The 24996-nt window shown below is 56.7% G+C and carries 21 protein-coding genes; 17 read left to right on the top strand and 4 right to left on the bottom strand.

The genetic code is table 11. From position 1 onward, the window contains the following. Positions 1–46: 46 nt before the first annotated feature. From edd to nadA, 5 genes are all read left to right on the top strand, one after another. Positions 47–1885, top strand: coding sequence for a phosphogluconate dehydratase (edd, locus tag B3K78_RS14095; RefSeq protein ID WP_286695937.1), 1839 nt, complete (start codon positions 47–49; stop codon positions 1883–1885). Continuing rightward, the gene (locus B3K78_RS14090; protein ID WP_286695936.1) at positions 1878–2540 is read left to right on the top strand and encodes a bifunctional 4-hydroxy-2-oxoglutarate aldolase/2-dehydro-3-deoxy-phosphogluconate aldolase; all 663 of its coding nucleotides are present in this window, start codon (positions 1878–1880) and stop codon (positions 2538–2540) included. Before edd ends, B3K78_RS14090 begins: the two co-directional genes overlap by 8 nt. Continuing rightward, positions 2530–3981 (top strand): glucose-6-phosphate dehydrogenase, encoded by a 1452-nt coding sequence (zwf, locus tag B3K78_RS14085; RefSeq protein ID WP_286695935.1) that lies wholly within the window; start codon positions 2530–2532, stop codon positions 3979–3981. The genes B3K78_RS14090 and zwf overlap by 11 nt, the downstream gene beginning before the upstream one ends. Continuing rightward, positions 3974–4699 carry a 6-phosphogluconolactonase gene (gene pgl, locus B3K78_RS14080; RefSeq protein WP_286695934.1) on the top strand — a complete coding sequence of 242 codons (726 nt, stop codon included), beginning with the start codon at positions 3974–3976 and terminating at the stop codon, positions 4697–4699. Before zwf ends, pgl begins: the two co-directional genes overlap by 8 nt. A gap of 88 nt (positions 4700–4787) precedes the next feature. Continuing rightward, positions 4788–5840: a quinolinate synthase NadA gene (gene nadA / locus B3K78_RS14075; RefSeq protein ID WP_286695933.1), complete on the top strand. Its 1053-nt coding sequence runs from the start codon at positions 4788–4790 to the stop codon at positions 5838–5840. 67 nt (positions 5841–5907) lie between these two features. Here nadA and B3K78_RS14070 read toward each other — a convergent pair whose 3' ends face one another. Continuing rightward, complete coding sequence (locus B3K78_RS14070; RefSeq protein ID WP_286695932.1) at positions 5908–7359, bottom strand: M48 family metalloprotease; 1452 nt, start codon at positions 7357–7359, stop codon at positions 5908–5910. Positions 7360–7526: 167 nt separating this feature from the next. On the opposite strand from B3K78_RS14070, the gene B3K78_RS14065 reads away from it, so the two are divergent. Genes B3K78_RS14065 through B3K78_RS14055 form a run of 3 tightly spaced genes read left to right on the top strand, consistent with a single transcriptional unit; the run spans position 7527 to position 11768 of the window. Beyond that, a complete protein-coding gene (locus tag B3K78_RS14065; protein ID WP_286695931.1) occupies positions 7527–7757 on the top strand; it encodes a sulfurtransferase TusA family protein in 231 nt (76 codons plus the stop codon). 53 nt (positions 7758–7810) lie between these two features. Continuing rightward, positions 7811–8902 carry an AI-2E family transporter gene (locus B3K78_RS14060; RefSeq protein ID WP_286695930.1) on the top strand — a complete coding sequence of 364 codons (1092 nt, stop codon included), beginning with the start codon at positions 7811–7813 and terminating at the stop codon, positions 8900–8902. Positions 8903–8924: 22 nt separating this feature from the next. Then, positions 8925–11768 (top strand): insulinase family protein, encoded by a 2844-nt coding sequence (locus B3K78_RS14055; RefSeq protein ID WP_286695929.1) that lies wholly within the window; start codon positions 8925–8927, stop codon positions 11766–11768. A gap of 52 nt (positions 11769–11820) precedes the next feature. On the opposite strand, the gene B3K78_RS14050 is transcribed toward B3K78_RS14055, so the two are convergent. Next, a complete protein-coding gene (locus B3K78_RS14050; protein ID WP_286695928.1) occupies positions 11821–12000 on the bottom strand; it encodes a hypothetical protein in 180 nt (59 codons plus the stop codon). A gap of 103 nt (positions 12001–12103) precedes the next feature. On the opposite strand from B3K78_RS14050, the gene aceE reads away from it, so the two are divergent. The 9 genes from aceE to B3K78_RS14005 all read left to right on the top strand — a co-directional run bounded on the left by aceE (position 12104) and on the right by B3K78_RS14005 (position 22924). Further along, positions 12104–14749 (top strand): pyruvate dehydrogenase (acetyl-transferring), homodimeric type, encoded by a 2646-nt coding sequence (gene aceE, locus B3K78_RS14045; RefSeq protein WP_286696203.1) that lies wholly within the window; start codon positions 12104–12106, stop codon positions 14747–14749. A gap of 15 nt (positions 14750–14764) precedes the next feature. Beyond that, positions 14765–16450 (top strand): dihydrolipoyllysine-residue acetyltransferase, encoded by a 1686-nt coding sequence (gene aceF, locus B3K78_RS14040; RefSeq protein WP_286695927.1) that lies wholly within the window; start codon positions 14765–14767, stop codon positions 16448–16450. A gap of 92 nt (positions 16451–16542) precedes the next feature. After that, positions 16543–17403 carry an SDR family NAD(P)-dependent oxidoreductase gene (locus B3K78_RS14035; protein ID WP_286695926.1) on the top strand — a complete coding sequence of 287 codons (861 nt, stop codon included), beginning with the start codon at positions 16543–16545 and terminating at the stop codon, positions 17401–17403. A gap of 148 nt (positions 17404–17551) precedes the next feature. Beyond that, complete coding sequence (locus tag B3K78_RS14030) at positions 17552–18385, top strand: alpha/beta fold hydrolase (RefSeq protein WP_286695925.1); 834 nt, start codon at positions 17552–17554, stop codon at positions 18383–18385. 3 nt (positions 18386–18388) lie between these two features. Further along, positions 18389–19174: a fumarylacetoacetate hydrolase family protein gene (locus B3K78_RS14025; protein ID WP_204995999.1), complete on the top strand. Its 786-nt coding sequence runs from the start codon at positions 18389–18391 to the stop codon at positions 19172–19174. A 73-nt stretch (positions 19175–19247) separates the two neighbouring features. Beyond that, positions 19248–20156 (top strand): acetaldehyde dehydrogenase (acetylating), encoded by a 909-nt coding sequence (locus B3K78_RS14020; protein WP_286695924.1) that lies wholly within the window; start codon positions 19248–19250, stop codon positions 20154–20156. A gap of 10 nt (positions 20157–20166) precedes the next feature. Next, positions 20167–21195: a 4-hydroxy-2-oxovalerate aldolase gene (gene dmpG / locus B3K78_RS14015; protein WP_286695923.1), complete on the top strand. Its 1029-nt coding sequence runs from the start codon at positions 20167–20169 to the stop codon at positions 21193–21195. 190 nt (positions 21196–21385) lie between these two features. Continuing rightward, a complete protein-coding gene (locus B3K78_RS14010; protein WP_204995998.1) occupies positions 21386–22510 on the top strand; it encodes a hypothetical protein in 1125 nt (374 codons plus the stop codon). A gap of 33 nt (positions 22511–22543) precedes the next feature. Further along, complete coding sequence (locus tag B3K78_RS14005; protein WP_286695922.1) at positions 22544–22924, top strand: hypothetical protein; 381 nt, start codon at positions 22544–22546, stop codon at positions 22922–22924. A 52-nt stretch (positions 22925–22976) separates the two neighbouring features. On the opposite strand, the gene B3K78_RS14000 is transcribed toward B3K78_RS14005, so the two are convergent. Then, positions 22977–23825 (bottom strand): methylated-DNA--[protein]-cysteine S-methyltransferase, encoded by an 849-nt coding sequence (locus B3K78_RS14000; RefSeq protein ID WP_286695921.1) that lies wholly within the window; start codon positions 23823–23825, stop codon positions 22977–22979. A gap of 164 nt (positions 23826–23989) precedes the next feature. Beyond that, positions 23990–24925 (bottom strand): sensor domain-containing diguanylate cyclase, encoded by a 936-nt coding sequence (locus B3K78_RS13995; protein WP_286695920.1) that lies wholly within the window; start codon positions 24923–24925, stop codon positions 23990–23992. Between the last annotated feature and the right edge of the window lie 71 nt (positions 24926–24996).

The following is a 24996-nucleotide window of genomic DNA, read 5'->3' as shown; positions in this document are numbered from 1 at the left end:
TGATACGCTGTGCCGGGCGCTTGCCAGCGCCACAGGAGAGGCCGCAATGGTTTCCATACACCCGGAATTGCTGCGCATTACGAATGCGATTGCACACCGCAGTCGCGACTGCCGTGCAGCGTACCTGAGTCGTCAGCGTCGGGCGGGGGGGCAACAGCCCGATCGCCAGCAGCTCAGTTGTGGCAACCTTGCCCACGGTTTTGCCGCCTGCGACAGTACTGACAAAGCGCGCATTCGGCTGATGGAGTCGGCCAATGTCGGTATTGTCACGGCCTACAACGATATGTTGTCGGCTCACCAACCCTTTCGCGATTACCCAGAGCGCATAAAAAACTACGTCCGAGAGCTCGGTTGCACCGCCCAGGTGGCCGGCGGTGTGCCGGCGATGTGTGACGGTGTGACCCAGGGGCAGGCGGGCATGGAACTGAGCTTGTTCAGTCGTGATGTGATCGCCCAGGCAACGGCGGTGGCGCTTTCCCATCAGATGTTTGACGCCGTATTGTGCCTGGGCATTTGCGACAAAATTGTCCCCGGTATGCTTATCGGTGCCTTGCATTTTGGCCATTTGCCGACCCTGTTTATTCCGGCTGGCCCGATGCCCAGCGGTATTCCAAATAGCGAGAAGCAGCGCGTTCGCCAGTTATTTGCCGAGGGCAAAATAGATCGCGAGGCCCTGCTCGACGCCGAGGCTGCGTCTTATCACAGCGCCGGCACCTGCACCTTTTACGGTACTGCCAATAGTAACCAGCTAATACTTGAGGCCCTTGGCTTGCAATTGCCGGGCGGGTCTTTCGTCAACCCGGGGTCGGCGCTGCGCGAAGCGCTTACCGGCGAGGCCGCTCAGCATATCTGCAAAATAAGCCGCGCTGGCCCGCGATGCCGCCCGCTGGCCGAGGTGATTGATGAGCGCTCGATCGTTAATGCCATGGTGGTTTTACTCGCCTCTGGTGGATCGACCAATCACGGCATACATATACCGGCGATAGCGCGAGCTGCCGGCGTGTTAGTGAATTGGGATGACTTGGATGCGCTGTCGCGGCTTGTCCCGCTGTTGGTGCGCGCCTACCCAAACGGTGAGGCGGATATCAATCATTTTCACGCCGCGGGGGGCAGCGGGCTGCTGTTCTCTGAGCTGTTAAGCGCCGGCTTATTGCATGGCGATGCCAGAACGATGTGGGCGGAGACGCTGAGCGATTATGTATGTGAGCCCTACCTGGAACAGGGCGAGCTGCGCTGGCGGCAGGCTGCCGAGAAAAGCTTGGACACCGACGTTATTGCGTCGATGAGTTCGCCATTCGATGCCGAGGGCGGGCTCAGGCTGGTAACAGGGAATCTCGGGCGCGCGTTAATCAAAGTGTCAGCGGTACCCTCTTCACGGCGCAAGATTCGCGCGCCCGCGCTGGTTATTCAAAGCCAGGATGACTTGCAAAGCCGCTTTCGTGCCGGGGAATTAGACAAAGACTGTGTGGTCGTGCTGCCTTATCAAGGGCCACGTTCCAATGGTATGCCTGAATTGCACAAACTCACGCCGCTGCTTGGCGTTTTGCAGGACCGCGGTCATCGCGTGGCGTTGCTTACCGACGGCAGGATGTCTGGCGCCTCGGGCAAGGTGCCAGCTGCGATTCACCTTTCGCCCGAAGCGGCAGCCGGTGGAGCGATTGCGCGGCTGCGCGATGGCGATGAGGTCGTCATCGATGCCGACGCAGGCGAATTGAATTGCCTGGTCGACGAGCACGAGTGGGCCTCGCGTACGCCGCTGGCATCTACGGTGGCGACGGACGGGGTTGGCCGGGAAATGTTTGCCGGGGTACGCCAGCAGGTGACCAGCGCGGAAATGGGAGCCTCGGTGCTATTTACAAGCGAAGAGGGGCGTAGCCATGAGTAACACTATGATGCAGATTGTCAGCCGCGCGCCGATTATTCCGGTATTGAGCGTGGCCCGCCCGGAATACGCAGAGCCGTTGGCTATCGCCTTGCGTGATGGTGGCCTGCCGGTGCTAGAAGTGACGCTGCGAACATCGGCGGCGCTGGAAGCGATAGATGTGATTCGACAGCGGGTCGACGGCGTGTGCGTTGGTGCCGGAACGCTGTTGAACGCGCACGATGTAAAGCGGGCGCGCGCGGCGGGGAGTGAGTTTCTTGTTACGCCCGGCGCGACCGAGGCGTTGATGGCTTGCTGTGCCGACAGCGACTTGCCCTATATGCCTGGGGTCGCCACCGCGACGGAGGCGATACGCTGTCTGGAGCAGGGCATAGATCTTGTGAAGTTTTTCCCCGCCGAGGCGATGGGCGGAGCGAAGGTTTTGCAGGCGCTTGCCGGGCCGCTGCCAATGATGCGTTTTTGTCCGACGGGCGGTGTCAGTCTGGACAATATGGCGGACTACCTGGCCCTGCCATCAGTGGCCTGTATGGGAGGGTCGTGGATCGCGCCGCCAGCGCTTCAGGCAGAGGAAAACTGGCCGGCCATTCGCGAGCGAGCGACTGTGGCAGCCAAGCGTGCACAGACCTTGCGGGCGTCGATGGGGGTGAATGGTGAGTAATGATTGCGACTTGCTGATATTCGGTGCCGCTGGCGACCTCTCGGGGCGTAAGCTCTATCCAGCACTTTTTCAGCTGCACTGCGCCGATCTGTTGCCTGCTGATATGCGCATTATCGGTTTAGCGAGGCGCCACCAGGATCGGCAGCAATTTCTGGAGGCGATCAAACATCGTGTGGCCCAGGCCAGTGAGGGCGATCCTGCCGCCGAACAGTGGGCGCGCTTTTGTCAGCGCTTGGACTACTGTTGTATTGACTTCGGCAAGTGCGAGGAATACCAGCAGTTGGCGGCGCTCCTGTCGCCGGGGCGGCGCGCCATATTTTATCTGGCAACGCCACCCAGTTTGTTTGGCCCGATATGCGAGAAGCTCGGCGCCAATGCGCTTATCGACCCGCAAAGCCGTCTGGTACTTGAAAAGCCCGTTGGCCAGGACCTTGCCAGTTGCCAGGCCGTAAACGAGACGGTTGCGCAGTTTTTCAGTGAAGAGAATATCTATCGCATTGATCATTACCTCGGCAAAGAAACGGTGCAGAACCTGCTGGTGCTGCGCTTTGCGAACCGTTTTATCAATGCCCAGTGGGACCAAAGCTGTATCGATCATATCCAGATTACGGTGGCGGAAACCGTCGGCATAGAGGGGCGTTGGTCCTACTACGACGGTGTCGGGCAGCTGCGCGATATGGTGCAAAACCATTTGATGCAATTGCTCTGTTTAGTGGCGATGGAGCCGCCAAATGCCATGACGGCGGAGAGCATCCGCGACGAAAAGGTCAAAATTATGCGTGCATTGCGCCGCATCGATGCTGCCAGCGTCGGCGCGCATGCGGTGCGTGGCCAGTATGCTCAGGGCTGGTGCCGTGGAGAGGCGGTGCCCGCCTACATGGAGGAAGCCGATAGTGACGGGGCGGAAAGCGATACCGAAACCTTCGTAGCAATTAAAGCGCATATCGATAATTGGCGATGGGCCGGGGTGCCATTTTATCTGCGCACGGGTAAACGGATGCCGGAAAAATTGACGGAGATCGTGATTACCTACAAAAGCCTGCCGCACAATATCTTTTCCACTGGCGAAAATATCCCCAATCGACTGGTGATCCGCCTTCAGCCGAATGAAGGGATTGAAATGCAGATGGTATCCAAGATGCATAGCCTCAAGAATAAAATGGCCCTGGCTCGCCAAAATTTAAACTTGGATTTCCTCGGGTCGTCGGGCATGAACCGTATCCCCGATGCCTACGAGCGGCTGTTTTTGGATGTCATTAATGGCGACCCTTCGCTTTTTGTCGGCCGCGAAGAGGTTGAGGAGGCCTGGCAGTGGTGTGATGCACTGATCCAGGCGTGGCAGAGCCAGGCCATGCCGGTATCGCACTACCATGCTGGGTCGTGGGGGCCGGCTAAGGCCGAGCTGCTGATCGAGAGAGATGGACGGAGCTGGCATGAATGAGCACCTGTTAGAGCGGCGCCTCAATCAAGTAGGGGCAAGGCTGTTGAGCTTCAGCTGCCGTGAGTCGCAGGCCGCGGCTTTGTGTGACGACCTCAGTCTGGCGCTGGCGGCGGGTATTCGCGTGAGCGGTGCGGCGAGCCTCGTCCTGCCCGGAGGCACCACGCCCGAGCGTCTGCTGGAACTGCTGGCCGATGAGGCTGTGGATTGGTCGAAAGTGACCGTGACGCTCTCCGATGAGCGCTGGGTTGATAGTGATAACCGCGATAGTAATGAACGACTGTTGAGAGAGCGGCTGTTTCGCGGGCCAGCGGCTGCGGCGCACTTCGTACCACTTAAGTCGCCGCACACTGAGTCAGCCGAACAAGACGCTGCCCTTGCGAGCCTAACCTTAGGCGCCATGCCCAGCTTTGATCGCGTCGTATTGGGCATGGGCAGTGACGGACACTGCGCCTCATTGTTTCCCGACAGCCCGCAGCTCGACGCGGCTTTGGATATGGCTTCTGCACTGCCGTGTATGGCGCTGGAAACCGCCGCGAGCCCCTACCCGCGCTTGAGTTTGACACTGCCGCGTTTACTCAATTGCAGCGAGTTGGTGCTGCAAATCTGCGGTGAGGAGAAGCGGCACGTACTGGAGCGGGCACTGTATGCTGATCACGCTGCCCCGGTTGCCGCCCTGTTCGGGCAGAATGTACCGATCAGCGTGTACTGGGCACCTTGATGGTCGGTTAGGCTAAATAGCTTGATCTCTGGCTTAGCCGTTTGTTTTCTTGTTAAAATCTGGCGCTTTTCGTCCTCAGCATGGGGAAATGACATTGGCGGAACAGGCAATAGCACAAGAGTTGGTGCGCGAACATCTGGCCCGGCTCAACGAGCCCTCGACGCGTCCTGCAGCGGAGCGCGATGCTCTGCGGGCGCGTATTAAAGCGCTGCTCAAGGCGAGAGACGCGGTGTTGGTCGCTCACTATTACACCGACCCCGAACTGCAGTCGCTGGCAGAAGAAACCGGTGGCTGCGTGTCGGACTCGCTGGAGATGGCGCGTTTCGGTCGCGACCATCCGGCGTCGATGTTGATCGTCGCTGGCGTGAAGTTCATGGGGGAAACGGCGAAAATTCTGTCACCCGAGAAAACGGTATTGATGCCGACTCTGGAGGCAACCTGCTCGCTGGATATTGGCTGCCCGGCAGATGAGTTTTCCGCTTTTTGCGACGCCCACCCCGATCGCACTGTTGTGGTCTACGCCAATACCTCTGCGGCGGTGAAGGCCCGAGCAGACTGGGTCGTCACCTCCAGTATTGCGCTGGACGTTGTGGACCACCTGGACAGCCAGGGAGAGAAAATTCTCTGGGCGCCGGATAAACATCTCGGTGATTATGTGCAGCGTGAGACCGGCGCAGATGTGTTGCTCTGGGATGGCGCATGTATTGTCCATGAAGAGTTTAAAGCGCAGGGTATTCTCGACCTGAAACAGGTGTATCCCGATGCGGCGGTATTGGTGCATCCGGAGTCTCCGGCAAGCGTTGTCGCGCTGGCTGACGTGGTCGGTTCAACGACGCAGATCATCAATGCGGCGCGTGACTTGCCCAACCCGCAAATGATCGTGGCGACGGATCAAGGTATTTTCTACAAGCTCCAGCAGTTGGTGCCGGACAAGGAGTTTGTGATCGCACCAACGGCTGGCAGCGGCGCTACCTGTCGCAGCTGTGCAAATTGCCCTTGGATGGCGATGAACGCACTGGAAAATCTGGCTGAGGTGCTGGAGAACGGCGGCAATGAAGTATTTGTCGAGCCGTCGCTCGGTGAGAAAGCCATGAAACCGCTGACCCGTATGTTGGACTTTGCCGCTGCAAACAAGCCCTGAGCTCACTGGCCGAGGCTAAGGTTACCCCGTCAAGGGATAAGGCCATCCACACTGTTGCTAACAGGCCCTAGCGCCCCTGAAATTCTTTGAGCTGTTTCTTCAGCTCGTCAATATCGCGCAGTCGCTCGGTGATTTTCCCCTGAAGTATTTGATTGCTTCCGCTCTGCTTGTGCGCGTAATGTAATTGGCTGGCAGCGCGCTCGAGCTGGGCGGTGAGGATAAAATACTCTGCCCTTGCCAGATGCACGCCGAGAATATTCCCCGCCAGGCCTCTGACTTCCGCCAATCGGTACCAGATTTTTGGATCGTTCTGCCGCCTTGAGCTCAATGCGGTAAGCACGTCGTCGGCTTGGCGAAAGCGCTGTGCTTGCTCCAAGGCATCAGCCAGATGAAAGCTCAGTGGGTAGTTGTCCGGATTGAGCGCCAGTGCGCTGCGCAATAAATCGATGGCGGGGTCGTAGGCTTTCTGCCCAAGCAAGATGTCTGCACGGGCAAGGATATAGGCAATGCGCTGGGGGTCGTCGTCAATCAAGTCGTCGAGCTGGTCGCTGGCTTCCTGCCAGCGCTCCATCTCAGTAAGCGCGAGCACGATGCCGTAGCGGCGCGCTTCGCCATTGGCGCCTTGTTCATCCTTCCATCGCTGCAGCAGGCTCTCCATTTTTTCAGTGTGATGGACGGTTGCCCGCATTTTCATAAGCTGGAAATTTAAGTTGTCGGTGTAGACCTGCCGAGGGTAGTTGCGAGCACGGTTTTTGCTATCGCTAATTCGGTTCTCTGTCAGTGGGTGAGTCAGCAGAAATTCGGGCGGCTTGGCCCGCGCAAAGCGCAAGTTGGCATTCATGTTCTCAAACATTGAGGGAATGCCATTGGGGTCCATGTTGGCTCGGGCGAGGGTTTCCATGCCGACGCGGTCGGCCTCTTGCTCGTGCTGGCGGCTAAAACGCAGCTGGTTTTCAAGCGCCGCTGCCTGACTCGCCGCAATGGCGGCAATGCCCGCATCGGAGCCGGTTGTCGCCGCTAGAATGATCCCCGCTAACATGCCAGCCATGCTGGGAATACTCGCTTCGCGGGCCTTGTCGATGGAGCGGCTGAAATGGCGTTGGCTCAAGTGGGCAATCTCGTGGGCGAGTACGCCGGCAAATTGGGCCTCGTTATCACTGAACAGGAAAAGACCGGTATGCACGCCGATAACGCCGCCAGGCACGGCAAAAGCGTTGATGGTGCTATTGTCGACAACAACGGTTTCTAAGTCGCGCTGTTTCAGTTCGCTATTGGCGGCCAGCGTGTAAAGCAAGGACTCAACATAGCTTTGCAGTTGTGGGTCGCCGAGGGTTTTCACTTGTGTGCGGAACATTCTCAACCACATTCTGCCCAGCTGGTATTCCTGCTTAGCCGAATACGGTGAGGCATCGACTTCGCCCAGCTCTGGAAGCTGGCTACTGGTGTCCCTCATCGACTGGGCCACTGCCGCGCTGCACAGTAGGATGGCGATAAGGGCGTGTAATAATGTTCGTACCACAATGGTGTCCTTGTTTGGTGCCACCGTATAGGTAGCCGGGTTCGCCGATATAGATCATACAAGTGATAAAGGCTCAGACCTATTAAAGCGCAAAAAGTGCGTCAGTGGCATTCTGTCGCCCCCGGCTGGGGCGCTATACTGCCGGCATTTTCAGAAAGAGGTATGCTATGAGCGAGATACACTGTCGAGTGGATGCGCGTCAGTTGGACTGCCCGCTGCCGCTGCTAAAAGCCAAACAAGCATTGAACCGGATGGCGAGCGGCGAGGTCGTAGAGGTGCTGGCAACTGACGTCGGTTCACAGCGGGATTTTGCCGTGTTCGCTGCCCAGAGCGGCAATACGCTGTTGCTCGATGAAGAGCATCATGGGGAGTTTAGGTACCTACTCCAGAAGAAATAGCCGCTGAGCGCACCGGTCGGATGATCTAGGTTTACGAAAAAAAGGACAACCACATGCTTGGAATGGTTCGCAATTGGTTTAATCGCATCTTTGCCGAAGAAGAAACGGTAGTGTTGCTGATTATTCTTGCCGCGATTCTGTTGTTGATCCTCAGCATCGGCAATGTCCTGATCCCCATTATTGCCAGTGTCGTGCTGGCCTTTATGATGCAGGGCGTGATCGCCCGAATGTCGGCGCTGGGCGCCCGGCGGTGGCTCGCGATTGCCGTCGCGTACGGTATTTTCCTAACGGTGTTTTTTGGTGTGCTTATGCTGCTGTTGCCGTTGGTATGGCAGCAGCTGGTTACGCTGATACAAGAGCTGCCGTCGATGCTGCGAAAGCTGCAGCAGGCGCTGATGGTATTGCCTGAGCGCTCGGAGGTGTTTACCGAGGCGCAAATTCGGGAGTGGATGACGCTGGCAACCACGGAGATTGGTTCGCTGGGGCAGTACTTGGTGTCTTTTTCTCTTGCGCAGCTGCCCAATGTTGTTGGTTTGATGATCAATATAGTGCTGATTCCCATTCTGGTGTTTTTCTTCCTCAAGGATAAACAGCTGATCCTTGAGTGGTTGTCGGGTTTTCTGCCGCGTCGCCGACCTTTACTTCGCGCCGTTTGGTTGGAAATGAACGATCAAGTCGCCAATTACGTACGCGGTAAGGCAATTGAGATCGTGATCGTCGGTGTGGCTTCTTACATTTCGTTCTCGCTGATGTCGTTAAACTATGCCGCGCTGCTGGCGTTGGCGGTGGGCTTGTCGGTAGTGATTCCCTATATCGGTGCGGCCGTGGTGACATTGCCCGTCGTATTAGTGGGGTATTTGCAGTGGGGATGGGGCGGGGAGTTTTTTACCCTGTGCATTGTCTATGGAATCATTCAAGCGCTCGATGGCAATGTGCTGGTGCCGCTGCTGTTTTCCGAAGCGGTGAATATGCACCCCGTGGCGATTATTGTTGCCGTGCTGGTATTCGGCGGAATTTGGGGAATGTGGGGAGTGTTTTTTGCGATCCCACTGGCGACTTTAGTGAAGGCGATTCTGTATTCCTGGCCGCGACCTCACGCCGTGAGTAACGAAGCGGAAGCCCCCAGCGAGCAAGCATCGTTGTAATTGACTCTGTAAGGAAATATTTGTGCGCGTTCTGCAACATGTCACCGTCGCTATTCTACTTATTGTTATTTCTGCCTGCGCGGCACTTACCCGCGACGCCTCGCTGTCTGGTCAGGGCGAAAGCATCATCAAGCCCGATACCGAGCAGCGCAGCTTTCGCTATCTGCGGTTGGATAACGGTCTCAAAGTATTATTGGTGTCTGATCCGGGCGCAGATAAAGCGGGTGCGTCGCTGGATGTGAATGTCGGCAGCCGCCAAGACCCTCGTGACTACCAGGGCTTGGCGCATTTCTTGGAGCATATGCTGTTTCTGGGCACGCGTGCTTACCCAAAGGCGGGGGACTACCAAGCCTACATTACGGCAAACGGAGGCAGTCACAACGCCTTCACCAGTTTTGAGCACACCAACTATTTCTTCGATGTTAAGGCGGATGCGCTTGAAGGCGCCCTGGATCAGTTTTCCCAGTTCTTTGTCGCACCGCTGTTCAACGCTAATTACGTGCAGCGTGAAGTCAATGCGGTGGAGTCTGAATATCGCGCCAGACTGCGCAACGATCGCCGCCGGGAGCTGGCGGTGTTTAAAGAGCAGTTAGCGCCGCAGCATCCATTTAGCAAATTTTCAGTAGGCAATTTGCAAACCTTGCAGGCGGATCGCGAGGCGGCATTGCGAGAGCAATTGCTGGCGTTTTACCAGCGTTACTACTCAGCGAATATCATGAGCCTGACGGTGGTGGGGCGAGAGTCTCTGGCAGAGCTGGAGTCGATGGTGCGTGCGCGGTTTAGTGCGATTGAGAATCGCGAGGTGAACATCGAGCCAATTACTCAGCCGCTGTTCGAACCGCAGGCGCTGCCACGCTGGGTGACGATACAGCCAGTGCAAACGGAGCGGCGGCTGTCTATTCAGTTTCCGGTGGTTGATGCCAGCCCACACTGGCGTGATAAGCCGCTGTCGTATATTGCGAACCTGCTCGGTCACGAGGGCAAGGGCAGTCTGTTATCGGCGCTTAAGCGCGCAGGCTGGGCCGATGGCTTGAGCGCCGGTCAGAGCCTGGATATGCAGGGCCAGGCAATGTTTGGTGTCAATATTGCGTTGACCGAAGCCGGAATGGAACACCTCGATAGTATTGTCCAACAGGTTTTTTCCTATGTGCGGTTGATTGATGAACAGGGTATTCAGGCCTGGCGGTACCGAGAGCAAAGCCAGCTCGCAGCGCAACAATTTCGTTTTCGCAACCGTCGAAATTTGACAGAGGAATTGGTGCAATTTTCCTCGGCGCTTCAGCAGTACCCGCCCGCGGAGGTGTTGCGGGCGGCCTATGTAATGACGTCCTTCCGGCCGGAATTGATACGGGAATACCTGCGCAGTATGACCCCGGACAAGGCGTTTATTACGCTTGTTGCGCCGGGTGTCGATACCGACCGCCGCGAGCAGCGTTATGACGTGCCCTGGAGTGCGCGCGACATTGATGCGCAGCAACAACAGCGCTGGCGTGAGGCCGAGCCAGCGGGGCTGCATTTGCCAGCCAGTAACCCCTACATTGCTGATACCTTTACTCTGAAGGGCGATGCTGCTGCAAACGACCAGCCAAGGTTGGTGGACAATGCGCCTATCGACGACGTGTGGTTGTACAACGACGATCAGTTTGATGTGCCTAAAGGCCGCAGTTATCTCTTGCTGGAGACGCCTGCAACGCGAGACTCGTCCTCGGCAGCTGCCGCCACCGAACTGTGGTTGCGCATGGTCAGTGATCAGCTGAACGAAGAGGCCTATGCCGCGCAATTGGCGGGCTTAGATTACAGCTTGTCGAGCAGTTGGCGCGGTGTTGAGTTGCGCTTGGGAGGGTTTGATCAGAAGCAGGCAGAGCTGCTGTCTCAGGTGCTGAATACCCTGCGTCACGTCGACTGGGATGAGCAGCGTTTTGCCCGCATTAAGCAGCAGCGCCTGCGCGAGTTGCAAAATGTTCGGCGCCGTTCACCCTATCAGCAACTTTTTGCCGAACTGCCGCGCTTGCAGCAGCGGCAGGAGCCCGCCCTCGAGTCTCTGCTATCAGAGACCGAAGCGCTGGGGCTTGCCGATGTTGCGCGCCAGGCTGAGCGGGTGCTGGCGGCCTTCCGCTATCAGGTGTTGCTCCACGGTAACTTCACCCAGGCGGACGCGCTGGACACGGTTGCGCAAATGATGCGAGCGCTCCCGCAAACGTCGCTGAGCACACGGCCGCAGCAACAGATTGTTAAGCTACCTGCGGGGAATGCGCTGGCGATTGTGCCCGCCGAGCACAACGATGCTGCGCTACTTCAGTATGTGCAGGCGCCTGATCAGGGAAAAATGGCCAGGGTTGCTTTGGGCTTGGCGGCGCAGATCATGAGTGCTGACTTTTATCATCAACTGCGCACCGAGAAACAGCTCGGCTACATTGTTAATGCGGGTGTATACCCCCAGCGAAATGTGGGTGGCTTATTCTTCCTGGTGCAGTCACCGGTTGCTGACGCGGCGATGCTGGCCAAGGAGATCGACGGGTATATCGACGCCTGGATTGAAAATGGCGTTGATGAACAAACTTACGAGCAGTTCCGGGCGACGTTGATAAGTAAGTTAGCGGAGCAGCCGGAAAACCTGCGGGAGGCGGCAGACCGCCATTGGCGGGATCTGTTGGAAGGGTATTCGGGTTTTGACAGTCGAGACCAGTTAATCGCTGCGCTGAGGGGGCTGGAGTATACGCAGTGGTGGTCGCTTATGCGTCAAACCCTGCACGATGCAAACCGTCGCAGCTTGCTAGTGACGGTGCTAGGGCAGTGGCCGTCGGCATTGCCTGCTGGGGAGTCGCGCGCAGTGCTTGATAGGGTGGGAGTCTATTCCTTCGACTAGTATAAGTACTTGTTTTTATAGAGGTGAAACTATTTATTCATAATAAAAATACCTAGATTTTCTTGATTAATGGCGACAGGGCTGCGATGATTTCCGCGGCTCTGAAAGTGCATAGGCTTTCAGAGGCCCGAATTCTCATCGGCAGTTCTGCCCGACCCACAAGGTGGGGCAGCGCCAGATAGGCCAGGTGATCACCGTCACCAACGGCAGGCACACCCCGATTATTGACCATGGTCGGTGCGCCCGTTGACGCGGAACACATTCGAGCAAATCGCTTGCTGGTCTAGGCAGCCCACGGTATTGATAAGGACTGTGATATGTACCAAGACCCTGATTTGCGTGAAGATCTCGATCCACAGGAAACCCAAGAATGGCTGGAAGCACTGGATGGCGTGCTTAGCCATGCGGGTAGAGCACGCGCCGCTTTTCTCCTGAAATATTTGGCAAAGCATGCTGCGCGCCAGGGAACCCAACTCCCAGCGGCCATCACCACCTCATTTCGCAATACCATCGAGCCTCGCGATGAAAAACGTATGCCCGGCGACTTGTTTATGGAGCGTAAAATTCGCTCGTTAATACGCTGGAATGCGCTGGCAATGGTAATGCGAGCCAACGACAACGATGAGGGCTTGGGTGGCCACATCTCCAGCTTTTCCTCTTCCGCGACCCTTTACGATGTGGGCTTTAACTACTTTTTCCGCGGCGGTGATAAGGCCGATCTGATCTATTATCAGGGCCATAGTTCGCCGGGTATGTATGCGCGCTCATTCCTGGAAGGGCGCCTCTCGGAGCAGCAGCTCGACAGCTTCCGCCGCGAGGTCGACGGCGATGGCTTGTCATCGTATCCGCACCCCTGGTTAATGCCGGACTACTGGCAATTCCCCACCGTTAGCATGGGCCTGGGTCCCATTCAGGCAATCTACCAAGCCCACGTAATGAAGTACCAACAGAGCCGAGGGCTGGTCGATCACGGCGATCGGAAAGTGTGGTGTTTTATGGGCGATGGCGAGTGCGACGAGCCTGAGTCTCTCGGCGCAATTGCTCTGGCGGGGCGCGAGCAGCTCGATAATTTGTGCTTTGTGATCAACTGTAACCTTCAGCGCCTGGACGGCCCAGTGCGCGGCAATGGCAAAATTATCCAGGAACTGGAAGGGGTGTTCCGCGGCGCGGGCTGGAATGTCGTCAAGGTCATTTGGGGGCGCCACTGGGATCAGCTGCTGGAAAAAGACAAAACCGGCCTGTTGCGTCGTCGCATGAATGAAGTGTGTGATGGTGAGTTGCAGAACTACAAAGCCAACGGCGGGGCCTATACTCGCAAGCACTTCTTCGGGAAGTATCCTGAGTTGCTGGAGCTGGTTGAAGACCTTTCTGACGACGAAATTATGTACCTGAATCGCGGTGGCCACGACCCATATAAAGTCTACGCCGCCTACGCCAATGCCCGAGAAACCAAAGGCCAGCCTACCGTGGTACTGGCAATGACGGTTAAAGGCTACGGCCTGGGTAGCGGCGGCGAAGCGCAAAACGAAGCGCATTCAGTGAAGAAGCTCGACTTGGATGAGCTGAAAAAATTCCGCGACCGCTTTGCCGTGCCGATTCCCGACGATGAACTGAAAAATGTCCCCTACTATCGGCCGCCGGAAGACAGCCCGGAAATGGTGTATATGCACAAGCGCCGCGAGGAGCTGGGGGGGTATTTGCCGGCGCGACAGGCTGACTTCGATGCCTTGGATGTACCGTCGCTGGAGAAATTTTCGGCGCAGCTGAAAAACACCGGCAAGCGAGAAGTGTCGTCGACAATGGCCTTTGTTCGCATGCTATCGACCCTGGTTAAGGACAAGGCCGTGGGCGAGCGTATTGTGCCAATTGTGCCAGACGAAGCGCGCACCTTCGGTATGGAGGGTATGTTCCGTCAGCTGGGAATATATTCTTCTCAGGGGCAGCGCTACACTCCCCACGATGCCGACCAAATTATGTATTACAAAGAGTCCAAGGACGGGCAGATTTTGGAGGAGGGCATCACTGAGGCCGGCGCCTTCTCTGCGTGGTTGGCGGCGGCAACCTCCTATGCGAATCACCGCTATCCTATGGTGCCGTTTTACATTTTTTACTCCATGTTCGGCTTTCAGCGCATTATGGATTTGGCTTGGGCTGCCGGTGACTCTCAGGCTCGCGGTTTCCTGATCGGTGCAACATCGGGGCGTACCACCCTCAATGGTGAAGGCTTGCAGCACCAGGATGGCCACAGCCACTTAATGGCCAATATGATCCCTAACTGTGTGTCCTACGATCCAACGTATTCTTACGAGTTGGCGGTGATTATTCAGGACGGCATGCGGCGCATGTATGCCGAGAAGGAAAATGTTTTCTATTACATCACCACGATGAACGAAAACTACTACCACCCCGATATGCCCGAAGGCAGTGAAGAGGGCATTATCAAGGGAATCTACAAACTCAAAGGCAGCACTGTTAAGAAGCCCAAGCTAAAGGTTCAGTTATTGGGCAGTGGCACCATCTTGCGTGAAGTTGAAGCGGCCGCTGAGCTGCTGAAATCCGATCACAAAGTGGAAGCGGATATCTGGAGCGCCACCAGCATTAACCAGCTGTATCGCGACGGCATGGAGTGTGACCGATGGAATTTGCTTCATCCTGAAGAGTCGCCACGCAGTGCGTATGTTAGTCAGCAGCTCAATGCGCAGTCCACGCCTGTTATTTGTGCAACGGATTATATTAAAGCCTACGGTGAACAGCTGCGCCCATATATTGATGGCCGCTATGTGGTGCTGGGTACCGACGGCTATGGTCGCTCTGACACGCGAGCGAAATTGCGCGAGCACTTTGAGGTGGACCGTTATTACGTGACGGTCGCGGCCCTAAAGGCGCTGAGTGATGAGGGCAAAATTGCTGCCTCTGTCGTGAGCAAGGCCATTGCAGACTACGGCCTGGATGCTGAAAAAATTAGCCCGATGCACCGCTAATACGAGGAGTTTTCTGTGACAAAAGAAACGATCAAAATTCCAGACCTCGGCGGTGGTGAAGGCGTTGAGGTGATAGAAGTCTGCGTTGCTGTTGGCGATGTTGTCGAGCAGGAAGACTCCCTGCTGGTTTTAGAATCTGACAAGGCGTCGATGGAAGTGCCTGCGCCAAAGTCTGGCAAAGTCGTGTCGATTGCTATGTCGGTAGGCGATAGCGTTTCCGAGGGGGATGCCATTCTCGAGCTGGAAGTGGCTGAGGGCAGCGATGAGCCTGCTTCGGAATCAGCGGCCGAGTCTGCGCCCGAGCCCGACGCTGCAGCCGAGCAAACGCCAGCCGCTGACGACGACACTGACGGTGGTAACGATACTGCTGGTGCTGCGCAGCCTGCGTCGACAGCGGAGCGCACCGAAACCGTTAAGGTGCCAGATGTTGGCGGTGGTGAAGGTATCGAAGTTATCGAACTGTGCGTTGCCGAAGGCGATGAGGTGAATGAAGGTGATTCACTGATCGTGCTGGAGTCAGACAAGGCCTCCATGGAGGTTCCCGCACCGTTCACGGGTGTGGTCAGCGCGATGTTGATCAAGGTCGGTGACGCTGCCAGTGAAGGTACGGCGATCGCAGAAATGCGTGTCGCAGGGGCGAGCTCAGCGAGCGACGCGAAGGCTGAGCAAACCGCCCAGCAAGCGGAAAAGGCCGATGCACCAGTGAGTGCCGAGCCCGAGCCAAAACACGAAGCCTCGGCCGCTGCGCGCGAGAGCACCAGCGCCATAACCAGCTCAACGTCGCCTGCGCCGGCTGCACCAGGAGAGCAAGTATATGCTGGCCCCGCGGTGCGTAAATTGGCGCGCGAGTTTGGTATTGATCTGAGTAAAGTGTCCGGCAGCGGCCCGCGCAAGCGCATTGTTAAGGAAGACCTGCATGCCTATGTTAAGCAGTTGGCGAAAGCGCCCGCAGCGGCAGCTGGCGGCGGCATTGCGCCGATTCCTGATGTGGATTTTGCCAAGTTTGGCGAGGTGGATATTCAGCCCTTAAGCAAGCTGGATAAACTGACCGCCGCCAATATGCACCGCAGCTGGTTGAATCTTCCTCATGTGACGCAGTTTGATGATGCAGATATCACTGAGCTTGAGGACTTCCGTCGCGAGATGAAAAAAGAGGCTGAGCAGCGCGGTGTGAAGTTAACGCCTCTGCCCTTTTTGTTAAAAGCGGCGGCGGCTGCGTTGCGCGGCAATGCCAAGTTCAACGCCTCCCTCAGTGCCGATGGTGAGAGCATTGTCTACAAGCACTATGTTCATATTGGTATGGCCGTGGACACGCCAGCAGGGCTTGTTGTGCCGGTGATTCGCGATGTCGATAAAAAGTCGCTTTGGGAGCTGGCTGAAGAAACCGCTGAGCTGGCCAAGAAAGCCCGGGAGCGGAAGCTTAAACCTGCGGAAATGCAGGGCGGCTGCTTCACCATTTCCAGCCTGGGCAATATCGGCGGTACTGGTTTTACTCCCATTATCAATGCGCCGGAAGTCGCGATCCTGGGGGTTTCCAAGTTGGCCGTAAAACCCGTTTGGGATGGTGATAGTTTCCAGCCGCGCAAAATGCTGCCGCTGTCCCTGTCGTATGACCACCGGGTGATAAACGGCGCGGATGCCGGTAAGTTCTTTACCGAACTGGCGCAAATGCTGGCCGATATTCGGCGGCTGCTGCTGTGACACGCTCGCTCTAGTCATTTCGGAGGATGCATCTGCCGCCGCGGTCTGTCAGCCTATGCGGCCGTTGGTAGACACAATAATAGGAATCCATTGTGAAGCAGGATAAACGCATCATTCTCGTTACTGGCGCCAGTCGCGGCGCGGGCAAGGGCATTGCGCTGGCGCTGGCCAAGCCGGGGTCGACAATCTACGTGACTGGCCGCACTCAGTCCGAGGGCGATGCAGCCTTGCCGGGCACCGTCTACGCCACTGTCGAAGCCATAGAGGAGAGAGGTGCAAAGGCCATCCCCTTAATTTGTGACCACCGGGACGATGAGCAGGTGCGAAAAGCGCTGGCTGTGATTGAAGCCGAGCAGGGACGTTTGGATATTCTCGTCAACAATGCCTTGCTGGTGCCCGAGGGTTTGACCCTGCCGGGGCCGTTTTGGGAAAAGCCGCTGGCGTTGCAGGATATTCTCAATGTTGGGCTGCGCTCTAGCTATGTGTCGTCGTACTACGCGGCGCCACTGCTGCTAAAGAGTGCAAAAGGGCTGGTGGTGAATACCTCCTCAGCGGGAGGGCGCTGCTATATGCACGGTCCGGCCTACGGTGCCGGGAAGGCGGGTGTGGATAAAATGGCCCATGACATGGCCGTGGATTTTCGCTCACATGGCGTCGCCGTTGTGTCGCTGTGGATGGGGTTGCTGAAAACCGAGCGCAGTATGCAGGTCTTCGATGCGCAACCCGAACTCTACGCCGATGCGGTGGCGGCGGCCGAATCGCCAGAGTTTCCCGGTTTGGTGATAGACGCGCTGTACCGCGATGCAGCATTGATGTCGCGCAGCGGCAAAGTCTTCTACGCGGCAGAGCTGGCCGAGGAATACGGGCTGGTGGACATTGACGGCAAGCTGCCCCCGTCGCCGCGTGCCATGTTGGGTAAGCCCCCCAAATTTAATGACGCGATCGTGGAGTGAGCCGGAAAAAGCTGTCATCCGTTTGGGGGATTAGTGTCTCGAAGGCCCTTCTATAAAATTTACACCACAAAAATAGCTCTCGGCAGGCGCTTTCTCTGCGCCTGCTCGGGCACATCATGTTTTTCTGTTTACCTGGGGGCGGGCAGCCATGAGTCAAATCGTAGCGGGATTACCCGAGGAGCAGTATGTCACCCTCGACAATGGCCACCGCATTCACTACCTGGATCATGGTGACGGGCCTGTCGTGGTATTTCTGCACGGCAGCGGCAGCGGCGCCAGTGGGCACAGCAACTTCAAATACAACTACCCGTGGTTTGTTGAGCAGGGCTTCCGAGTGGTGGTGCCCGACCTGATAGGTTATGGGTATTCCGATAAGCCTGATGACGTTGAATACCCGCTGGACTTTTTCGTCGAGTGTGTTCACCAAACGCTGCGCCACATTGGCGTGGAGCAATACTGCCTGATCGGTAATTCCTTGGGTGGAGCCATTGCGCTGAAATACACCCTCGACTACCCAGAGCGGGTTAGTAAGCTGGTGCTGATGGCGCCCGGCGGAATAGAGCAACAGGCCGACTACTTTCATATGCCCGGCATGCAGATTATGAAAGAGGTTTTTACCTCTGGGCCGATGGCGCCAGAGCGCTTGGAGGACTTTATTCGTCGCGGCCTGGTGTTTGATGATGCCGTGGTCGACGAGCAGTTGGTCAATGAGCGCTGGGGAATCTTTCAGCAACAGAACAGCCAGGTTATCAACACCATGACGGTGCCCGATATGACGGAGAGGCTAGGTGAAATCACCTGTCCAACCCTGGCATTCTGGGGCGTCAATGAGCAAATGATGCCCGAGACCGGCATTATGAAATTGGCGAAGGGCATCGCTGATATTCGCCTTACGTTGGTGTCTCGCTGCGGGCATTGGGTAATGGTTGAGCACCGCGAGCTTTTCAATCGCCAAACCCTCGACTTTTTGCAGAACGGATAAATTATGGATAGCGCCAAAATCAATGCATTGGGTGATGAGCTCTACAACGCCCTGCGCAGCCAGCAAAGCATTGCCCCGCTGACCGAGCGTGAGCCGGACATTACCATTGACGATGCCTACTACATCTCCCTGCGCATGCTTAACCGCCGTCAAGAAGACGGGGAGAAGGTGGTCGGAAAAAAAATCGGTGTTACCAGTAAAGTGGTGCAGGAAATGCTCGGCGTACACCAGCCGGACTTTGGTTTTTTAACCGACGCCATGACCTTTGCCAACGGTGCAAAAGTGCCGGTAGCCGGTCATTTGATTTCCCCCCGTGCCGAGGCGGAGATCGGTTTTCGGTTGAAGAAAGACCTGCAAGGCCCCGGCGTTACGGAGGCGGATGTATTGGCCGCAACCGACGCCATTATGCCCTGTTTTGAGATTGTTGATTCGCGTATCGACAATTGGAAAATTGCCATTCAGGACACCGTGGCGGACAACGCCTCCTGCGGTGTGTACGTGCTGGGTGAGCAAGAGGCAGACCCCAAAGACTTCGACCTGCCCGCATTGAAAATTCGCGTATGGAAAAACGGTGAAATTCTCAGTGAAGGCTTGGGCAGTGCGGTGCAGGGCAACCCACTAACCGCGGTGGCGTGGCTGGCAAATACGCTAGGGCGCTTCGGTATTCCGTTCAAAGCGGGAGAGGTGATTCTCTCTGGTTCTCTGGTACCGCTGGAGCCGGTGCAAGCAGGTGACAGCCTGCGCATGGAGCTGGAAGGCATCGGCGATGCAGAAGTGCATTTCGTCTAATTGCTAGATCTAGAACAACAACATCTACCTATTCGGAGCACCCAGCGGTGCTCTACTGACAGTGAGAAATCTTATGGCTGAAAAAATTCGCGCGGCCATCATCGGGCCGGGCAATATTGGGACTGACCTGCTGATGAAGGCAATGCGCTCGGAGCTGATTGAACCCGTTTGGATGGTCGGTGTTGACCCCGAATCACCCGGCTTGGCCCGCGCCAAAGAAATGGGCATGAAGGTCACCTCGGAAGGCGTGGATGGTATGTTGCCGACCATGCGTGAGGACGGTGTGCAAATCTGTTTTGATGCAACCTCAGCCTATGTTCACGCCGAGAACTCGCGCAAAGTGAACGAGCAGGGTGCGTTGATGATCGATCTGACGCCGGCGGCGATCGGCCCATTTTGTATCCCACCGGTCAACCTCAGCGATGCAGTGGCCGAAAAGTGCATGAATGTGAATATGGTGACCTGTGGCGGACAGGCAACCATTCCAATGGTTGCAGCCGTGTCGCGCGTGCAGCCGGTGAGCTACGGCGAAATTGTTGCCACGGTAAGCTCCAAGTCAGTGGGGCCCGGCACACGTAAAAATATCGACGAATTCACCCGCACAACGGCGGGCGCGGTAGAGAAAGTGGGCGGCGCTCGTCAGGGTAAGGCGATTATCGTGATTAACCCGGCAGAGCCACCGCTGATTATGCGCGACACCATTCACTGTTTGACGGACGACGAGCCGGATCAAGAGGCGATTCGCAAATCGGTGGATGACATGGTTGCCGAGGTTCAAAAATACGTGCCGGGTTACCGTTTGAAAAATGGTCCCGTTTTCGATGGCAATCGCGTTTCCATGTTTATGGAAGTAGAGGGGCTCGGGGACTTCCTGCCCAAGTATGCGGGTAACCTCGATATTATGACCGCCGCGGGCCTGCGCACCGCAGAGATGTTTGCCGAAGAGATTCTGGCAGGCCGTTTTTCACCATCGGCCGCCTGAGGGGATAGTCATGGATATTCAAGGTAAGAAAGTCGTTCTGCACGACATGTGTTTGCGCGATGGTATGCACGCCAAGCGTCACCAGATTTCTCTGGATGAAATGGTCAGCATTGCCAGTGGCCTCGATGAGGCGGGCATGCCACTGATCGAAGTGACTCACGGTGACGGTTTGGGTGGTAGTTCTGTTAACTATGGTTTCCCTGCGCACAGCGATGAAGAATACCTGAAGGCCGTAATCGGCGCGGTCAAGAATGCAAAAATTTCGGCGCTGTTGCTGCCCGGTATTGGTACGGTCGACCATTTGAAAATGGCCGCTGATCTCGGCGTATCAACCATCCGCGTGGCGACTCATTGCACCGAAGCGGATGTATCAGAGCAGCACATTGGCATGGCCAGCGAGATGGGCTTGGATACCGTGGGCTTCTTGATGATGACCCATATGATTGGCGCTGAGGAAATCGTCGAGCAAGCCAAATTGATGGAGTCATACGGTGCTAACTGTATTTACTGCACCGATTCCGCTGGCTATATGCTGCCCGATCAGGTGCAAGAGCGCATTGCGCTGTTGCGCAGCGAGCTGAAGCCAGAAACCGAGCTGGGCTTCCACGCTCACCACAACCTGAGCCTGGGCGTCACAAACTCGCTGGTGGCAATCGAGCACGGTGCTAACCGTATCGATGGCTCTGTGGCCGGTCTGGGCGCCGGTGCAGGCAATACGCCGCTGGAGGTATTGGTGGCTGTGCTTGATCGTATGGGCGCGGATCACGGTATTGATCTGTATCAGATTATGGATGTTGCCGAAGACCGCGTGACTCCCATTATGGATCACCCCATTCGTATCGATCGGGATTCCCTGACTCTGGGCTACGCGGGCGTATACTCGTCTTTCTTGTTGTTCGCGAAACGCGCCGAAGCGAAGTACGGCGTGTCGGCCCGGGATATACTGGTTGAGCTTGGCCGCCGCCGCACCGTTGGTGGACAGGAAGATATGATTGAAGACTTGGCGCTCGACATGGCTAAGGAACGCGGCTTGCTCTAAGCCCTGATCGCCAGACGCCAGTCCGGCAAGATGAAACGGCCCCTGCTGGGGCCGTTTTCGTGTCTGGCTGTTCGTTCCAGGTAAGTGCGGCGTTCGCGCAGCAGCGGTCAGGTGTTAAAGGCCTGTATCGCATACCCATCTCGGTTATACTCACTGCATGTAAAAAATAACAAGGCATACAGACGTTACGATGTTGATCGATCCAAAGTTTGACCGCCTCCTGGCTAGTGTTTATCAAGGGCCGTTGGAAGAGGAACCCTGGGAAGGCTTCTTGTCTGAGTTGTCTCAGGTCATGCAGGCGGTGTCGGTCACGCTGGTGTTAAACCCCCCGTCGGAGCAGGGCCGCGGCGTGCTACGGGTGCTGGGTGGCAGCACCGTAGAGGGTATGGATCAGTACCAAAAACGGCTATTTGCTATGGATCCCTTCCTGTCGCTTAAGCCGGGCGAGGTCAAAAGCTTGATGGAGCTGGTGTCAGTAGATGACTGGTTGACCAGCGAGCTGTACCTGATGTGTATGAAGCCCTGCGGGCTCTACGATACCCTCGGTGTCGATATCCATGTTCCGGGTGAAATGAATGCCGGCTTGCGCGTGGCGCGCAGTGAGTCTGCGCCGGTTTTTGATCAGCACGACAGGGACTTGATTCACGCGCTGATGCCCCATTTGGAAAGAGCCCTGCGCCTGCATGTACGGCTCAATATTATTGAGTCAGAGCGCGACCTCTACGCCGGTGCGGTGGAGAGCCTATCGCTGGCGACGATCATCCTCGATGAAAATGGCCGCTTGCTAAACTGCAACAAAATGGCGAAAAATCTGGTCGCACGTGAGCCCGAGGTGAAAATCGAGGACGGCTATCTGATGCTGGGTGATCAGGCCACAACCAAGAAGTTGCAGGGGCTGATTAACCGCATTCTTGATCACCGGGATCAACACGAGCCCGCAGTGGTTGAGGCGATGCGGGTTCCCCGCGACGGCGACTTCGCCGACCTGGGGGTGATTGTTCGCCCCGTGCCATTGACCGAATGGTCGGAGGGGCAGTCTGTACCGACGGTGGCAATTTTTATTAGCGATCCGGAATATGGGGCAGAGGCGCCGGTCAATATCATCATCCAACTGTTCGGCTTTACCCCAACTGAGGCGCAGCTGTCGTTATTGCTGGCGGATGGCTTGAGTCTGGATGAAGCGTCGGAAGCACTGGGGATGAGCCGCAATACTGCACGCACCCACTTGCGCTCAATTTTCTCCAAAACCGGCGTTAGTCGGCAGACCTTGCTGGTGCGCCTGATTTTAAAGAGCGTCGCTCAGCTGGCAGATTAAACCTGCGGTTCGATTCAAAAAAGAGGGGCAAAGATGGAGAAAGTTGCCACAGGCATGCTGGTGCTCGTCGGTATTATTCATCTCTTGCCCGTTGCCGGGGTGTTGGGCGTGGATCGCCTTGCCGCTTTGTATGGCATTGCCCTGAGTGAGTCCAATATCGAAATCCTGATGCGCCACCGAGCCATTTTGTTTGGACTTCTTGGCCTTTTTTTAGTGTACGCCGCTTTCCAGCCATCGCTGCAAACATTGGCCATCGTCGCAGGCTTAGTCAGCGTTGTGTCCTTCATCGCTATTGCGTGGTCGGTTGGCGGTTACAATGAGCTCGTTCGCAAGGTCGTCATCGCGGACGTTATCGCTGCCGTTGCACTCATTGCTGCAGGGGTGATCAATCTCGTTGGCCGCAATCAAATCTAACAAAGTAATCGGCCCGATGGGCCTCTACCGGGCGCCCGTATCTGAGCGCTGATTATTGCCGGCGATCGTCACTGCCATCCTCTCTCGTAATGCTGTTACAGGCTGCTTCGTGCAGCAGGATTGCGCGTTTGCGCGTGACACCCCAGCGATAGCCGCCGAGCGCACCTGTCTGCCTGACCACACGGTGGCAGGGAATGAGCAGGGCGACGGGGTTGCTGCCAACGGCGCGGCCAACCGCACGAGCGGCTTTGGCTTGACCGATGCGCTGCCCCAGCTGGCCATAGGTACTCAACTGTCCAGGCCGGATCGCCAGCAGCGCCCGCCACACCTGTAACTGAAAATCACTGGCTAGCAGATGTAGCGAAAGCGGCTCACCATGGCTGTGACTGAATGCGCGACGCAGCAGTTCCTGAGAGTCTTCATGCTCCTCTGAGAACTGTGCCGCTGGCCAGCGCTGTTGCATCGCCATCAGCTCCTCGCGCCCATCCCCGAAGGCAAGCGCACAGATGCCGCGCTGAGTTTGTGCGATAAACACCTCGCCGAAAGGCGAGTCGCCGTTTCCCCAACGAATGCGCAGGTTCTCTCCGCGCGAGCGATAGTCTCCCGGCGTCATTGCTTCGATTCGAATAAAGTGGTCGTAGAGCCGAGAGCTGCTGCTTAACGACAAATCCTCGCTGACATTCAGTAGAGGTTGGCCGGCAGATAGCAGCTGTTTCGCCCGCTCAACGGTGATGAGCTGAGAAAAGCGCTTAGGGCTAATGCCAACCCAGCGGCTAAACATGCGCTGAAAATGTCCGGCGCTAATGTCCAATTTGTTGGCAAGCTCGTCCAGGCTGAGCATGCCCTGCTGGCTGTCCAAAATATGAAGAGCGTGTTCAATGCGCTGGTAGTCAGAGGGCACGATGGGTTTCCTTTATGCGAGCTTGAGACAAGCATAACGCTTCTATCGTACCGGTCGAGCTGATTCTTGCGCTTATTGGCGGCCCTAGGCACATAGGCAACGCGGATAAAGAATCGCCGCTCAAGGGGACGCTACGCGGCCAAGAGGAGTCTGGTTCAGCGGGCCTACGCGACGTCCAGCAACTCTGTGCCCTGCTGCACCAGCGTACCCACAGAGTGGTGGGCGACCGGATTATAGGCAAGCCAACTGCTTTGCATCGCCATGGGTTTATCGAGTTGTTCGCGATTCAGTTGCTCCACGTCGTATTCGATGCGTCGCATGAAGTGCGCCACCTGCTCGTAGGGGCAATCGTTGAGAAGGCAGCCAAAGTGCTGATCGTCGATGCGAGCAACCAAGTCCGCTTCGCGACAGGCCGCAGCCAGTTTTTGCGAAAACAGGGAAATGACGTCGGGTGTCAGCGTGCCGTCATCGCTGTCGATGGGGGCGGTTAGGCGGAAAAAGACGGCGCTGATCGGCACGTCGCTGCGGGCACAGGCGTGCATCAGTTTATCAGCGAGCAATTCAAACCCCGAGCGGTTGCACAGCCCGGTCGTTTCATCCGTTGTCGCCAGGTAGCTTGCGCAAAGTTCGCGCTCGGCAATTCGGGCAAGGTCCTCGAGGGTTTCAATTTCATCGCTGGACAAGTCCCGAGGCTGTTGATCGACGACGCAGAAAGCGCCCAGCCGCTCGCCAGTTACCGCGTACAGGGGGAAGGCGGCATAAAAGCGGATATTGGGTGCGTGTACCACCAGCGGGTTATCGACAAAGCGCTCGTCTTTGAGGGTGTCGTTAACGATGAACACGCCATCTTGCAAAATGGTGTGACCACAAAACGAAATATCGCGGGGTGTTTCCTCAACGCCCTCGAGTCCGGCGCTAGATTTGAACCACTGTCGGTCGTCGGCGACCAGGCTGACCAGAGCAGCGGGGGTGTTAAGCATTTTGCACGCCAGTCGGGTCAGGCGATCAAAGCGCTCTTCCGCTGGTGTGTCGAGGATATTGAGCAATGAGAGCGCGGCCAAACGCTTCTCTTCGTTGTGGGGTTTTCCGGGCGCTTTCATCAGAGATTCCCGCTGCACAGAAACAGAATGGCAATATTGTAGCGCGTCGGGCGAGAATTCCAGTAAGGGTT

Origin of the sequence: Spongiibacter sp. UBA1325 (assembly GCF_002306875.1) — a bacterium.
Lineage (GTDB): Bacteria > Pseudomonadota > Gammaproteobacteria > Pseudomonadales > Spongiibacteraceae > Spongiibacter > Spongiibacter marinus.
This window is presented reverse-complemented; position numbering and strand designations above follow the sequence as displayed.

What these genes read in the sequence shown, in the direction of transcription:
- edd (WP_286695937.1), top strand. Translation starts at nt 47, where the DNA reads ATGGTTTCCATACACCCGGAATTGCTGCGCATTACGAATGCGATTGCA.
- B3K78_RS14090 (WP_286695936.1), top strand. Translation starts at nt 1,878, where the DNA reads ATGAGTAACACTATGATGCAGATTGTCAGCCGCGCGCCGATTATTCCG.
- zwf (WP_286695935.1), top strand. Translation starts at nt 2,530, where the DNA reads ATGGTGAGTAATGATTGCGACTTGCTGATATTCGGTGCCGCTGGCGAC.
- pgl (WP_286695934.1), top strand. Translation starts at nt 3,974, where the DNA reads ATGAATGAGCACCTGTTAGAGCGGCGCCTCAATCAAGTAGGGGCAAGG.
- nadA (WP_286695933.1), top strand. Translation starts at nt 4,788, where the DNA reads ATGACATTGGCGGAACAGGCAATAGCACAAGAGTTGGTGCGCGAACAT.
- B3K78_RS14065 (WP_286695931.1), top strand. Translation starts at nt 7,527, where the DNA reads ATGAGCGAGATACACTGTCGAGTGGATGCGCGTCAGTTGGACTGCCCG.
- B3K78_RS14060 (WP_286695930.1), top strand. Translation starts at nt 7,811, where the DNA reads ATGCTTGGAATGGTTCGCAATTGGTTTAATCGCATCTTTGCCGAAGAA.
- B3K78_RS14050 (WP_286695928.1), bottom strand. Translation starts at nt 12,000, where the DNA reads ATGGTCAATAATCGGGGTGTGCCTGCCGTTGGTGACGGTGATCACCTG.
- B3K78_RS14030 (WP_286695925.1), top strand. Translation starts at nt 17,552, where the DNA reads ATGAGTCAAATCGTAGCGGGATTACCCGAGGAGCAGTATGTCACCCTC.
- B3K78_RS14025 (WP_204995999.1), top strand. Translation starts at nt 18,389, where the DNA reads ATGGATAGCGCCAAAATCAATGCATTGGGTGATGAGCTCTACAACGCC.
- B3K78_RS14020 (WP_286695924.1), top strand. Translation starts at nt 19,248, where the DNA reads ATGGCTGAAAAAATTCGCGCGGCCATCATCGGGCCGGGCAATATTGGG.
- dmpG (WP_286695923.1), top strand. Translation starts at nt 20,167, where the DNA reads ATGGATATTCAAGGTAAGAAAGTCGTTCTGCACGACATGTGTTTGCGC.
- B3K78_RS14010 (WP_204995998.1), top strand. Translation starts at nt 21,386, where the DNA reads ATGTTGATCGATCCAAAGTTTGACCGCCTCCTGGCTAGTGTTTATCAA.
- B3K78_RS14005 (WP_286695922.1), top strand. Translation starts at nt 22,544, where the DNA reads ATGGAGAAAGTTGCCACAGGCATGCTGGTGCTCGTCGGTATTATTCAT.
- B3K78_RS13995 (WP_286695920.1), bottom strand. Translation starts at nt 24,925, where the DNA reads ATGAAAGCGCCCGGAAAACCCCACAACGAAGAGAAGCGTTTGGCCGCG.